Below are 14478 nucleotides of genomic sequence, written 5' to 3'. Positions count from 1 at the left end.
CACTATGATAGATAATGTCGTCAGTAAGCTGAATAAGCTTAGAGATTTCGAACTAACTCAAGTACTGGGTAATTACCCTAAGATATCTGGAAATCAAAAAGCATTGTGGCATGAGAGCCGTATCGATATTCAGTCTAATGCGTATAACTTGGGGGTAGTTTGGGAGTGTTCGGATCCAAATGTGACAGAAGACGAATTAGAAAACGCAGTTTTTAAAATATGTAAAAATAATCGCATTTTTCGAAGTGTTTTATATGAGAGTAAAGATCACGTACACATGATCTCGCTCGCAGCCTCTGAAGTCGGAGTATCCCGTCTGAATTTTAAAGATGATATAGAGATGACTCAGTTTTTAAGCAAGGAATATCAAAGTCCTTTTTTATTGACATCGGAATTTCCGGCTCGATTTTTTATTTGTAAAAGTGAAATGTCGTTGTTTTTATGTGGTTTTTTTCACCATATAGTAATGGATGGTGTCTCAATTACTTGTATTGAGACCGTGATTAATAAGATATTAAAACGGGACGATGCTCTTTTAAGCGTTGACTATTTCGATTATCTTTTTGCAAACGATGAGTCACCTCAAATATTGTCTGAAAGAACTGGCCTTTGGGATGATTACTATGAGCACTTTAAAAGTGCTTGGTTCAATTATCCTTCATTTGGTACTCTAGAGATAAAAGGAGCTAAAACTTTAGTTAGGTCATTGCCTGAATTTAAAAAAGTCTCTGAGTACAGCAGGAAAAAACAAGTGCAGTTGTTCAGTGTTTTTCACTTGGCGTTAGCGAAAGCTATATCTGCATTAACGAAAGAAACAGACTTTTTCATTGCTACTACAGATCAAAATCGCCACTCAATAGAGACTCAAAACATAATTGGGTACTTCGCTCGGACTATTAAACTCAAAACGAATATCAACAAGTTGCCCACAAATGAGCAACTTAAACTGCTGGATGATTCAAATGTACATGCTTTTTCATTGCCAACAATTGCATTGAGTGACCTTCACCATTACAGCAACAACGAAAACGTAACCCAACCCTATCAAGTTGTTCTTGAATTGCAGCGAATGTCTGAAATACAAGATAAAGACCCAGCTATAACTCAAAGTGATTTGCTGGATAACGCTTTTTCACGTGATGCTAAAAATGATATTTCACTTTTTGTGTGTTGTTATGAAGACAGTGCACAACTTAACTTGGAGTATGATTCCAACAAAGTATCTCGATGGTTTGTAGAACAGTTGATGAATCAATTTGAAATAGACCTCGCAAAGATATGTGGTTTTGATAAGCATGAGGTTTCACTATCAATATTGCAAGGGCCTGAGAAGGTAAACGCTAATTTGTTCAACAAATTATACCAGCTATCGAGCAAGCAACGTGTGATACCTGCTTTTTTAAACCACGAAGGTGTATCGTATGAAGCCTTAATAGAAAAAATAGAAAACTGGAGTCAGTATATCACACAAACATACGCACCGAAGACTACTGTAGCTATACTGGCACCAAGGGAAGCTGATACGTTAGTGTTGCTTTATGCGGCTTGGGCTGCGGGTTATCATGCTGTATTAATTCCTGATGATCTACCTGAAAAGCGTGGACATTTTATGTGTCAAGAAATTGGTGCTCAAGATATTCTCGCTGTGTGTAGTAATCCTGGAGCGATGAGGTATGGGCACTCTATAAGGACAATGCCTTCTAACGTAGCTAAAATTTCGTTACCAATAAAAGTGAAAGAAGACTTTGGATATGTTATTTTTAGTTCGGGTACCACTGGTACTCCAAAGGGGGTGTTGATAGAGCAGGCCGCAATCGAAAACTTAGCTTCATTTTTACAAGATTGCTACGCTGATATCACTCGAATTGCTCTTAATGCAGAGTTCACCTTTGACGCTAGTTATCAGCAAATCGTGATGCCATTTTTTGCACGTAGTGTGTATATATTGACGAAGGAAGAGCGATTAAATATCGATACATTAGTCGATGCGTTGAATAAACACAATATTGAAGCTATGGACTGTACCCCTTCTCAGCTTGCTATCTTTTTTGAGTCGAAACTGTTTGATCGAATACCAAGTTTGAGAGTTATGCTGGTTGGTGGAGAACGGATTTCTGCACCGTTGCTAGAACAAATGAAATTATTTAAGCGTATTAAGTTTTTTAACGTCTACGGACCATGCGAAAGTGCGGTTGATACGGTGTTTATGCGTATTGAAGATAATACAAAACTCGATCAGACTGGGTATCCAATCTGTAATACTAAAGTTGCTATTTGTAACGAAAAATATGAGGTGTGTCGCGTCGGACAAGTTGGAGAACTTGTTATTATGGGGGCTTCACTTGGGGCTGGTTATGTTAGTGCAGTAGATCTCGAACGTAAAAAATTTAGGAAAATATTAACACCGGACGGTATAACGCAAGCTTATATAACGGGTGATTATGGTTACGTAGATAGTGACGGTTGTATCTGTGTTCTTGGCCGGAAGGATAATCAAATAAAAGTCAATGGTGCTCGTATAGAACTGGACGAAATAGCTTCGTTGGCAAAACAAGTAACTGAAATTTTAGATGCTCACGCCATCTTGTCTTCAGATAGCCAACAGATATTTTTGTATTGTACTCTTGTCAACACAAAGGCAGTGGTGAGTATATCAGCGCTTAATCAAGTGCTTAAAGATCATTTGCCTACTTATATGCTACCATCTGAAATTCATTTTATTGATGCTTTCCCTCTGAATAAATCAGGGAAATTAGATGCTTCGGCTTTGCTTAAAATGCTAAATCGAGACGAATCACATGTTAGTGTTGGCATGTCATCGGAATATAAGGAATTGGCTCAACGAATATGTGCAGCGACAGGTATTAATATTACTGATATTAACTTAAGTCTATTTAGTGCTGGAATAAACTCTTTAATGATATTTAAAATCATTAGAGATATTCGTTCATATTATGACGTTAAGTTAACTATTGGAGATGTTATTACCCATCCTTCACTTAAACAACTTTTAGAGCGGATTCGATTCTTCGGTACTAACAAAGTATCTAAAGATAAAGAATTAGTTACCCTTAAAAAAGGTGAATTTCAAGGACCCCTGCTTATTTTACTTCCTCCAGTTGGTGGTCGGCTTGATTGTTATCATACTCTGATAAATGCCCTTCCGGATGATGTTACAGTTATGGGAATTGAAGCAGACATTGGAACCCTATCCACTCAAGTAGAAAGTTTCGAACAGCTGTGTGAACGGTATTTATCGCATATCAAAGCTGTAAGCAAAAATCAACCTGTTACCTTAGTTGGTTGGTCTTACGGAGGTGTACTCGCGTTTGAGATTGCTCGTCGCCTTTTAAATAGTCAGATCGAAGTTAAAGGGGTTACTCTCATTGATGCCGTCTACTCGGGCCTGTTTGGTGATGAAGATACTGCGATAGTTACAGCATTTAATTCGACACTCCTTGGCTTAATCGGTAAAATCGGAGTGCTAAAAGGGAAGATTCCTCAATTTGATAATAGCTATGAACACGCGACTATATGGCTAAACCAAGAATATGGTATTTCTATATCAAATGGTATGTTGGAAGAAATGGTAAAAAATGTTTTCTGGCATCGCCGCTTATTACGTGAACATTATTTTGAGCGAAATAGTAAAGTAAATCTTAATCTTGAAGTTATCTGGGCTAGACAATCACACGTAGTTCTCAGTGAACATCAAATAGATTGGCGAAAACTTACGAGCCAAGATTCGGATACTTTTGTTCTGGATGGAGATCATTACTCCATAATTCACACCCCGCAAATATCTGAGTTAATTATTAATTCTTTAAATCACAAGGAAGTCGTTGTATGAAAAAAAGAGCAGCTTTGGAAGCTATGTATTCACGCTACCCTTATCCGAGCAAAAACGCTGGGAATAATTTGATTTACGATTTAGCTGCGATGGCTGGCAGTATTTTTACGATAGATTGCCTAGAGGGTAAATCGGTTCTTGACCTTGGGTGTGGTTCCGGACATCGGCTTTGTGGCATGGCAAGCATGTATCCTGAGACTCAGTTCGTAGGCGTCGATATGACTGCGGAATCTTTAAATGTAGCTCTTGAATTGAAAGAAAAACATAATTTAAGTAATGTTCAATTTATCCGTTCGGCAATTGAAGATTTTATGACGGACAAAAAATTTGATGTTGTTGTATCAACTGGTGTGTTTCATCATATGGAACAACCTATTGAAGGTTTTAAGGCTGCATATCGCAATCTGAAAGATGATGGGTTTGCGCTTATATGGCTTTATCACAGTATTGGTGAGCGCGAACGTTTGAACTTACGTGATGCACTTCAAATTTTGACTAAGAAAAAATCAGGTGAAAATTGGTTTCTTGATATTGAAGCTATGCACGATTTACGCGCTACTTTACATACGCATCAGTATGGTAGTGAAACAGCTTTACAAGAAAATGGTGACGTTGATCAGTTGGCTATTGATGTGGACGCTTTTCTAAATCCAATTGTGAATGCTTACGATTATAACGGTATTATTAGTATGTCGTCTGAGGTTGGGTTTGACTCTAATTTCTGTTGTGGTTTTAACCGCAATAACGAAAGCCGTTTGTTTGCTAGTTGTTTGCCCAAATATGATGCGGCTTGCTACTTATCAATTGAGGAGCTGGGTATTGGAGAATCTCTTAGAGACGCTTTCGAAAAGTTGGACTATGAACTAAAAATTAATGTAGCTGAGTACCTATGGAAACCAAATGGTATATCTGTTCTTTGTACTAAATCAACAGCTGATTTAGCACATTTGGCTACATGGTTAAGGAGTCATCAAAATGAAGTCTAAAACTAATACTTTTTTAGGAATATCTTTTTTATCGTCATTTGGTGATTCACTTCTTGTTATTGCTTTACCTATAGGAATAGGCGTGGAAACGGGGGATATAAGGATAGCGTTGATAGCTTGGTTAGTACCTTCTCTTGCAATGTTTATTTCTAGTTTTTTTGGAAAAATAGTTAAACAACGTAAACATACCGAAAGAAAAGATTATGCTTTACTTCTTTTAGCTATTTCGTGTATTGAAATTTTTTTTGGTGGACTTGTGTTCGTCTTAACAGAAAAATGGTCAATGATAATACTAATAGCTGGGTTTGTGTTTTTATATGCGATCACTAAAGAGGGGATTACTAGGCTTATTTATAATGTGTCGATATATAAGTTTTTTTGTGACGATGAAAATTACACTAAGGTGTCCGGTAGAAAAGCAGGACTTGATATTGTAGCTGGTATATTAGGTGTTTTGATGGCATCTTATCTGATTTCCACTGGTGATTGGCGGTTTGCCCTTATTATTGATGCATTAACCTTTTTGTTGCTTTCTTTATGCCTCCTATATGTGGGTCACGACGTGAAGAATAAAGAGGCAATTATAGGTGAAGTTGAAAATACTAAAAAAGTTACGTCGTCCGTAAAAATACAGATATTCTGGGTAGCTTTAGGGATGCCTTTACTGCATGCTGTCAATGCTTCATATGCATATTTTCAATCTTTAATAGTTGAGCGTGCTGATATAATGACTGCAGCGCAAAGTGTCCTTATCATGACGTTACTTCGATTGCCTTCACTTATTGGTGGGTTCTATTTTGAACGAATAATAAAAGTAATGTCTTTGGTACGAATTGTATCATTCTTCCCTTGCGCCTATCTATTGGCATCGATCATATTCATAATGTATCCAAGTATGTACACTATGTTAACAACTATGTTTTTGGGAGGCATCAGTATCGGTTTATATAACCCTGCTTGTGTCAATATTTTAAATTCAATTGAACGTCATCAAGCTGTAGAGGCCAATATAATTATTTTGAGAGCTATCGGATTATTTCAAGGCATTGCGTGTCTCATATCTATGTATTTATACTCGGGGGAGATCTTACCCACTTACGAAGTCGTGATTGTTATTGGGATGTTTACTATCCTCAGTATTATTCCAGCCAAAATGGTAGTCGCGAAATTTGTTAGTAAGGATGAGCAGAATATTGCATCTAAAGTTGAAATGGCCTAAAGCAGGTCAAAGTATACATACTATGATTCTTTGACCTGCTTTAGTGTACGACTTTGCGGAATAAATAAGTCGCCACTATGCTCTAGTATTGATCAGTTAAGCGAAAATAATCGATTGACTGATCATTATAAGCTGTAAAAATCCAAGTGCCTTCAATACATTTGGGTTTTTATCCTCGTTGCTCAACCCCTTAACTTTGTCAATCTTGTGTCTAAGTCTTCTTAAATTATGGTAAACTTTAATGCTTGTATAATCAATAAACTCAATCCCTGTTGGTTTGCCTTTTAAGGTTGTAACGACGAATAAGACCAATATAATTGTTTGAAATTACGGTGATGTGACATGCAATAATAATTGTCATTATTTCACTGTGAGATAGGTTAGTTGTTCTATTCCGCTTGCATTCACCTCTTTCAATTGATGTTTATGCCATTCAGATATACTTTAAAAAAATCATCGACATCACAGAATAAATAACTTATTTCTAAAGCTAGCTTTTAGTTTAACTTCTTATCCCGATTGGAGGTTATCCAGCAAATTTAAAGCAAGAACTAAAGCTTATTTTGAAATGTAATTGCAGATAGCTTTATATTAATCAATGAACTTGCTGAAAACACGAACAGACCACTTATGTAATGTCGCTTTATCAATGTTTTCACAGTAATTAATCATCTGTGGGTGCGAGGTACTTACTTGCCGATTACTTGATAGTAAATTTAATCTTTCTTGTGGCCAGCGGAGGGAGTTTTTAACTAAGTAATCATTGATATTTGTTAATTCATTTTCTAAGTCAATATTAGAATTAAAATGAATAATTTTAGTTGCCAATTTATTTGCCGAATCGGAAGTATCAACTTCAAGAATATGATAAACCTTAGTTCTTATTGCTACTTCAATGACAGCAATACAGCGCGGTTCAGCAGTGCTCTGTAATAAGTGCTTTTTATGTTTTTCGATAAGAGGGAGCTTGGTTATTTTCTTATCTATGACTTGGCAATCGAAGTTGCTTTCAAGATATGAAATCATCCGCAAGAATAGTGCGAATTTATTTTCATATACACGTTCATCGTCTTGAGTGTTTACAGTCGTATCCCATTCTGCACGTAATACAGTCCCAGTATTAGCGCCTTCTTCAGTGCAGATGTGGCTGGTTATATCTGTGCTATCGTCCTTGCTTTCATCATCAAAGGAGGCTGTAGAAAGTGCTTGTTTTTTCTGCGGTCTTTTTCTTGATCTTATTGGCGTAGCAAACTCAATGAAGGTTGCTGGTGCACTGACCATACGATGAGTTGTATCAGAGTTTGGTGTTAGATTGTCGTATAAGGCATACTTGTCGGCAGTCTTTTGTTCTTTGGTATAGTTTTTGGACTCTACGGTGGGGTCTAACTCTGTAAAGTTACTGTGAGTGAATATTATTGGTTGAGATAGCGAATGTCTTAAATTGGTAATCGACGTTATTTCGTTAACAAAAAAGATATCATCACTGTCGTTATATATCCCTTTTATTTGAAGTTTAGAACCGTCTAAATTAGGTTGATCAAATTGAAAAAACCAATGTTCGTAATTATTTTTTAAATATACATTCTTGCGATAATAACGATGGATACTCTCATATGAGGTTCGAGCGTTGGGATCGAGAAGGACCCAGCTGAGAGTAGACCTTGCAGCTTCATTGTTAAAATGTTCCATACAATAACTTGTGCTATCAAGAACATTAACAATGACTGAGTCATCATCGCTATTATGGTCTATATCAAACTCAATACTCAGTTCAGTTGAATTCATTGCGGTTCTGGATAAGTATCCATCACGAAAAAATAATACGCGAGCAAGCTCAAATTGAGGGAGATAGACCGTCATTCCGGAGTTAGTTATAAACTTGAAGCAAAACTGTTCATTTTCAGACTTATTCTGATTGTTTAATATAGGGCAATCAGCGATCTTACATGTCTCCCATGTTTGAAAGCTTTCAATCTCTATATTTCGTGAATAACCTTTTTTGTAAGTATCACTCGTTGCGTTAATAATACGTTTACGGGTTAATATTGGCGCTTGTGATAAAGAGGTGTAATGTTTCTTCTGATGAGGTGAAACATTTAAATTTATATTCCATCGTGCTGCGTCATTATGTTTGAAAAAGCTCCCGAATCCATTTATCACCGTATTATCTTCAAATCCGTCTATATGTAAATTATTCACTCAATGATATCTCCGATTACATTATCTAAAAAATGACGAGCTAGATTGGTAAGTCTTATTTCGCTTAATCCTGCTTTACGTAATACACGCCATCTCGAAGTATTGATTAGTTCGTTTCGCAACATTTGAATTGAACGAGTTATTCGGCGGATTTGATAATCATCTGTTGTTTCACAATAGCGTTGAAAAAAATCATTACATAAAGGTAATTTATCTAGATGTTTTTCAATATTGGAAGATGATGACAACTGAGTTAAATACCAATTCCTTGTGAACTGTGGATGTTCCAATTTCAATTCAATTATTTTACTCTTAGTTATTAGCTGCTTACAAAGTTGGCGATCACGTTTATGCCAATTGACTCGATTATTAATGGTTTTCTGTGGTAAGTGATAGGATTCATTAAGCTTAAGCAACCAAGCTTTATCATTACGATAGAGATAGGCATATAACGCTCCGCCATTTTCTCTATGTCTAGATGCTTTTACACCCCATTTTGACACTAGTGATTTCCAATTATTTTGATGATATTTGAGCGTTTTAATATCAATATGATTCTTAGTTTTTTCATCGGGTTTAGTCGTGGAACATGATAAGTTGCTCACCTGATTTATCACTTTGCATATGTCCCAATTATTATTTGAATCTGGATCATGAAATGAGCTAAGTACGACAATATGCTCTAGGTAACTAAATGATTTACGATGTTTCCTGAATATGGTTTTAAGCCAGCTAGTGTCTTTATTATTGAGCTCTAGTCCATGTTTTTTAAGCCAGCGATGGGACCAACGGTTAAGTATTAATTGCTTAATTTCATCGTGTTTTATATGAGATTCACCTTTACCATAACCATTGTTGTTCGCCATCTGCTTATAAAACAAAGACCATTGTGTGAAAGTTGGTGAACATATTGGTGGTTGTGACAACAATTGATTCACCTGGGTTGTTACAGCCGTAGCCTCTGGTGTTGCTTTAGCCTGTGACATCCTTATGCAATGTTCGGGAGATGCAGCAAAATATGCGTGTCTATGGTTGGAATTTATGGTGATATCAGAGTCGATAAGCATGCCATGCTTAAGGCAGCATTCAGCCCCTGTAACTTGCCAACTTCGTTTCCAATAGTACTCACCATATTGCTGTAACTGTTCATCAAGACACTGCGGACAGTATTTTAATGTGATGTTTTTATTCACTCTTGACGCGGAGATGCCAAGCATTAAATGAACTGAACCTTGAGATCGATTCGACAATAACTTTAAGCATTTATGTTTACGTGATTCTAAGGTGAAGGGGGCATAAATTGGAAAAAATGTGTGTTTGTAGGCAAGGTTAGTTTCAGAATAGTCCGTAAGGGCTGGTAGCTGATTGGAAACTTTACTCAACTGGTTAGGCAAGTCTATGGTCGCGATTATTTTTCGGTCGCTAAAAATGTCATCCAATATCGCTTTTGGACTTGTTCTGCCAAAGTGAACGCCATATCGAGCTATGACGCTGTAGATGAGTTCATCTGGATAAGGGATTGGAAGAATGCGCATAATTACCCTACATCTTTGAACCAAGAATTTGAACTAAAAATCACACCTTTAAGTTTTAATTGTTCATAGACTGAATAGGATCCATTATCAGATTCTGAATGCATAAAACGCATATCGTCAGAAGGTAACGTATTCCAGTTCTGTTTCTTAATTACCGATGTTGGTGGTTTAACTATTTTTTCTTTTGGTTCGTTATACCACTCGAGAATAATTGGCATTAATTGTTGCATGGTCATTGTCGGATGTAATTCAAATGCTTTATTTACCAACGGTTTTATCAGGTCAGAGTTACAGTCCATCGCGACTAACAACTGGTGTAGACGTTTAGCATTTTGATTGCCATGATAGATGTTATCTAATGAGTCTTCGTTATTAAGTTCATGTTCTATTTTCTGAGATAAGGTTAATAATTGTTTATCGATATCCGGCATACAAAGATCTGAAAATTCAACTATGCGTTCAGGGTCATTAGATCGCAGAGCGTCTAGCATAGGGTGTACTGGCTTTAGTTCATCTTCGTATACCTGTGTAAGGATATTTATTGTTAGCCGTTCAGTTTTTAATACGATAGCTCTTAGTTGAGACAAGACAAAGAGCTTTACTACGATATCGAGTACACCTTGCGATAAGTCATACCAACATTCACGTAACTCATCTGATAAAGGCGTGTCATTTTTTTGAAGCCATTGATAGCCCCATAACTTATCTGTAAATGCTACCCATTCACTTTTACTTAACTTTCCTGTTCGAGGATTTTCTTTAGATGGAAGATTCTTCATTGGTTCCCAAAATAAAGCACCAAATCCGGCACCTCGTCTGGCAGAACGAAAATCAGATTCAAATATAGGTCGAGCTTTAGGTGTTCCTATCAGAATGACGGGTAACCCGATGACATTAACTAACGTAACAAAGAAGTTGAGCATCTTGTCTATGCCACCGGATAGGCTCAAATGCTGAATTTCATCAATAACTAATACACCTACTGCGTGCACATTAGCGATTTGGCTCATTAACGTTAATAGCGTTTCAACACCATGCCGTTTTAGTGCGTACTTTGTCTCATAGTTAGTGCCTAATATTTTGTCTATTGCTGTGAAAAAGTGATGGCAGAGGCTTTTTGTCGAACCATTTGATGGGCAGTCTAATTTTAAATACACGATTTGAGTTATATTGGTTTTTTCATGATAAATAGCTTGCGGATAGGTCGCGAGGATTCTGTTTAGCGTACTTGTTTTACCGCAACCAGAGTTACCAATCAAAGCCATACTTAGTGCTGTAGATTTAACATTTGTAAATCTAAAACTGTTTAAATCACCGCTTTGAATTCTCTCGTAACCATTTTGCATATGGCTATTTAAAGCGCCATTATCAGGGTTCCGACCAACATAGCCTTGGCGGATCATGATCGATATTTTACTTTCTAGCTGTAGGTGATTAGAAATAGGCTGAAAGAAATCATTTAACAAGTTAGCTATTATGTGAATTCTTCTATTGGCATCAATAAATATATCCTTGGGATCAAAGTCAACTTTGCCTGTGAGCCCTGTTTTTATCTGTGCTGTGGACATAATAGGAGGTAACGCTTCGATAAATGCATTACCTTGGTATTTTTTGATACCGGGATCTTGATAGCAGGCGTCATGAACGAAATTGTTAGTACTCATATTTAATCCTCATCAAAAAGCTCGTCAATATAATCAGGGAAACTGCAATCATCATCTTGCTTTGTGATAGGAATGATATCGGCAGATTGGTTTTTTTTGTTCACATTAGGGTGAAAAGCTGTTTCTTTTCTTTCTGCTTCTTTAGCCTTCTCCTTATTGTCATTTATCTGTCGTAACCTTTCTGCATCAGACATTTGAGCTGTATTGATTGCATTTTTTTCAATCTCTTTGACTTTTTTAGCCATTGCACTTTCTAGCGCTCTAAGTTTATTATCAGAGGTCATTTTAGATTTAGATATCGCCTGCTTTTGCTCAGATTGTACTTTTTCAACTTCCCAAAATGTGCAGTCTATAAACTCACGGCTTCGGTCTGCTAATTTGCATATCCAATATTTATTGTTATTTTTTTCAGGAAACAAATAAATTTGATTTGCTGTTCGTGGATCATAGGCTGCTTTAAGGTTCTGAGGCCTTTTCACCGATTTCCCTCTATGTAGCCAGCCTTGCTCTAAAATTTCACTACTTGTGAAATAGATGCCTAAAGCTTTGATACCTAAAGGTGAGCAAGTCACATCAATTTGCGGTAACAATGCAATTTGAATCGCTTCTTCTGGGGCACTTCTTAATTTACCTGTTCTATTTTGAAGACCCCAATTCCATAGTGATAGCGGGGTCATAGCAAGGTCTTCTGGCATGTCAATATCGCGGTCATAGTATTCTAGTGTATGAAATTGATTATGATATAAAACAGAGGTTAAGATAATTTCAATAAATTCATTAAGTGTTACCTTAGCATCAAGTCGATAATCTCTATCACCTTGTTTTTTGATTTTAGTGCCAGTGACTATACCTGGTAAAAAGGGCTTGAATATGGCCTGAAGAGTTCCGAAATATCGCTCTACAATACCTTTTGCATCGCCACGATAAGGGCCTGTATTTTCGATGCGAATTGAAAAGTTGCGTTCGAGAGATTCAATTTGATATCCTATCAATTCGCCTCTATCAGCTAAGATGGCATCGGGTAATCCATTAACCGGCCATTCTTCATTCGTGATATCAATGCCATATTTTGCACAGTAAGCCACTTTATCTGTTAGTGCATTAGTGAGAGCCTGCATGGCTGTAGCGTAAGATGGACTTTCCATCCCGACATAAATACCAGCTACCATACGGCTAAATGAGTCTATAACTGTATATACAACAGGACGACCAATAATACATGCCCGTTCACTGTTTGAGGTAATGTAGATATCAGCAATCGTTGCGTCAATTTCAAATCGTGAACCTGGTCCTAATGTATTTGTATTGACTGTACTTAATAGAGGGCGAACGTCTTTTTGATATGCAATGTTTGTTACTTGTTTAGACATTACTTCAGCTTGTTTATACTCTCGAGTATAGAAGTGCTTCATTTGCCACAATGATGGAATTTCTTCTTCTGGCGTTTCAGGGTAATAAGTCTCATAGATGCTTTTAAATTGTCGATGAGTGAAGGGAAATGTATTTTTTTTGGCAACAAGTAAATATTTCTCAATTGTTCGACGAAATAGTTTTTCAACTTCAGGGGTTATAATTGCTCCCTTACCAGACGTAATGATGCGAGGTCTACCCAGTTTTTTATCTGTAGCTTGCCTTTTTTTTCCTTTACCACCAGAGAGCTTATAGTCAGGAAGTAGGGCATTTTGTATTTGACCTCGCTGCCAATAGCGCCTGAGTTGTTTATACAAAGTACGCTTAGTTGATACATGACTGTCAATCAATGCGTTAATTAATTTAGCTCGAGCTTTAGGGTTAAATATCTGTTCGTCAGAAATGAGAGGCAATATGAGTTCATAATTATGATTTCGTTTTTTGTAAAACGTACTACCTTCTTCTGGTTTTTCAAAAGCTAAAAACTCGAATGGGTCAGTTCCTCTGGTTAGAGTCCCATCGTCAATAGCTTCTACTAACTCGTCTTTAGCAATCCAAGACGGAAAAGCTTTCTCATCATCTAATGAAATCCAAACTATTTCATCAAGGTAAATAGTTAAGATCCGATATTGTTCATCACTAAAATTGACTACCTCGTTAACTCTAAACATTCAGCCTCCCGTATAGCGTCATAATTAGCCAAATGTAATTCATTGATTTTTAATTTTTTTATTGGAATATTTATATCGAATTCAAAACATCTATGGGCTAACAGTTGGCGTAATTCACGGAGTGTCTCACCTAATTCAAGATCGTAAGTACTATCTAATAACTTGGAGAGTGTAATAATTGTTTTAGTCGGATGACTTTTAAAGATATGTTGATAAAAATTAATACGTTCAATAAATTCACCTAAATCTATTTCATCCCGCTGGGCAGGATAGAGCCATTTAATGTTTTCAAAAACAACTTTTGGGATATCATTTTCAGTGACGATAAACCATGGTACTGATTTTAATGCCCAAAATTGGCGTTCAATTTCAAGCTTTTCTATTGTTCTTGGATCTTCTAAATCTGCTGCGTATTTAGCTTGTAACGCAAATTTAGGTTTGTTGAGGAAATTTGTATTCACGAGGAAGTCGGATGACATTATTTGCTGCACACCTTTATCTACGGGGTGTTTAATTTGTGCGTTACGAGCGATGGATTGTGTGTCTTTAAGGTTAAGTGGAAATTGTTCTCGTATATCAGTGACTGATAGGTCCCATTCTAAAATGAAAAATACAGCTAATTCTAAATCTGATAATAGATGATGAGTTCGGGCACTTTTATGTCCAAAGACTCGACTTGAACGACCTCTTGATGGTAGGTCCCGCACTGTAAGCCAAGGTTTGTAATTGATACCATGGCCAGAACCTCGTCCTTGTTTAATCCATTTAATATTTTTAGCTTCAGAATTGAAGTAACGATTTTGTGACATAAAAAAGCCCATCCATATTTGCTTATTATTAAGCATAGTACGGATAGGCTCAGTATACGACTTTATTACTTGGTATACGTCTTTATTACTTGGTATATAACTTTATTACTCGAATACATAAATTGCGGTTAGACC

General features: G+C 36.6%; 8 protein-coding genes. 3 read left to right on the top strand and 5 right to left on the bottom strand.

Annotated features, from left to right (window positions below; genetic code table 11):
• Positions 1 to 4: 4 nt before the first annotated feature.
• Genes PE36_RS13340 through PE36_RS13330 form a run of 3 tightly spaced genes read left to right on the top strand, consistent with a single transcriptional unit; the run spans position 5 to position 6055 of the window.
• The gene (locus PE36_RS13340) at positions 5 to 3850 is read left to right on the top strand and encodes an AMP-binding protein (RefSeq protein ID WP_006032568.1); all 3846 of its coding nucleotides are present in this window, start codon (positions 5 to 7) and stop codon (positions 3848 to 3850) included.
• A complete protein-coding gene (locus PE36_RS13335) occupies positions 3847 to 4836 on the top strand; it encodes a trans-aconitate 2-methyltransferase (RefSeq protein WP_006032567.1) in 990 nt (329 codons plus the stop codon). Before PE36_RS13340 ends, PE36_RS13335 begins: the two co-directional genes overlap by 4 nt.
• Positions 4826 to 6055 carry an MFS transporter gene (locus PE36_RS13330; RefSeq protein WP_006032566.1) on the top strand — a complete coding sequence of 410 codons (1230 nt, stop codon included), beginning with the start codon at positions 4826 to 4828 and terminating at the stop codon, positions 6053 to 6055. Before PE36_RS13335 ends, PE36_RS13330 begins: the two co-directional genes overlap by 11 nt.
• A gap of 591 nt (positions 6056 to 6646) precedes the next feature.
• Here PE36_RS13330 and PE36_RS13325 read toward each other — a convergent pair.
• Genes PE36_RS13325 through PE36_RS13305 form a run of 5 tightly spaced genes read right to left on the bottom strand, consistent with a single transcriptional unit; the run spans position 6647 to position 14343 of the window.
• The gene (locus PE36_RS13325; RefSeq protein ID WP_006032564.1) at positions 6647 to 8254 is read right to left on the bottom strand and encodes a Tn7-like element transposition protein TnsE; all 1608 of its coding nucleotides are present in this window, start codon (positions 8252 to 8254) and stop codon (positions 6647 to 6649) included.
• A complete protein-coding gene (locus tag PE36_RS13320) occupies positions 8251 to 9789 on the bottom strand; it encodes a TnsD family Tn7-like transposition protein (RefSeq protein WP_006032563.1) in 1539 nt (512 codons plus the stop codon). The genes PE36_RS13325 and PE36_RS13320 overlap by 4 nt, the downstream gene beginning before the upstream one ends.
• A gap of 2 nt (positions 9790 to 9791) precedes the next feature.
• Positions 9792 to 11453, bottom strand: coding sequence for an AAA family ATPase (locus PE36_RS13315; protein ID WP_006032562.1), 1662 nt, complete (start codon positions 11451 to 11453; stop codon positions 9792 to 9794).
• Positions 11454 to 11455: 2 nt separating this feature from the next.
• Entirely contained in the window at positions 11456 to 13534 is a 2079-nt protein-coding gene (locus PE36_RS13310; RefSeq protein ID WP_043994518.1) for a DDE-type integrase/transposase/recombinase, read from the bottom strand.
• A complete protein-coding gene (locus PE36_RS13305) occupies positions 13513 to 14343 on the bottom strand; it encodes a heteromeric transposase endonuclease subunit TnsA (protein WP_043994517.1) in 831 nt (276 codons plus the stop codon). The genes PE36_RS13310 and PE36_RS13305 overlap by 22 nt, the downstream gene beginning before the upstream one ends.
• Positions 14344 to 14478: the final 135 nt, after the last annotated feature.

Source organism: Moritella sp. PE36, assembly GCF_000170855.1.
Lineage (GTDB): Bacteria > Pseudomonadota > Gammaproteobacteria > Enterobacterales > Moritellaceae > Moritella.
Note: the sequence above shows the minus strand (reverse complement) of the source record. Positions and strands in the feature narration are given on the sequence as shown.

What these genes read in the sequence shown, in the direction of transcription:
- PE36_RS13340 (WP_006032568.1), top strand. Translation starts at nt 5, where the DNA reads ATGATAGATAATGTCGTCAGTAAGCTGAATAAGCTTAGAGATTTCGAA.
- PE36_RS13320 (WP_006032563.1), bottom strand. Translation starts at nt 9,789, where the DNA reads ATGCGCATTCTTCCAATCCCTTATCCAGATGAACTCATCTACAGCGTC.
- PE36_RS13315 (WP_006032562.1), bottom strand. Translation starts at nt 11,453, where the DNA reads ATGAGTACTAACAATTTCGTTCATGACGCCTGCTATCAAGATCCCGGT.
- PE36_RS13335 (WP_006032567.1), top strand. Translation starts at nt 3,847, where the DNA reads ATGAAAAAAAGAGCAGCTTTGGAAGCTATGTATTCACGCTACCCTTAT.
- PE36_RS13305 (WP_043994517.1), bottom strand. Translation starts at nt 14,343, where the DNA reads ATGTCACAAAATCGTTACTTCAATTCTGAAGCTAAAAATATTAAATGG.
- PE36_RS13310 (WP_043994518.1), bottom strand. Translation starts at nt 13,534, where the DNA reads ATGTTTAGAGTTAACGAGGTAGTCAATTTTAGTGATGAACAATATCGG.
- PE36_RS13330 (WP_006032566.1), top strand. Translation starts at nt 4,826, where the DNA reads ATGAAGTCTAAAACTAATACTTTTTTAGGAATATCTTTTTTATCGTCA.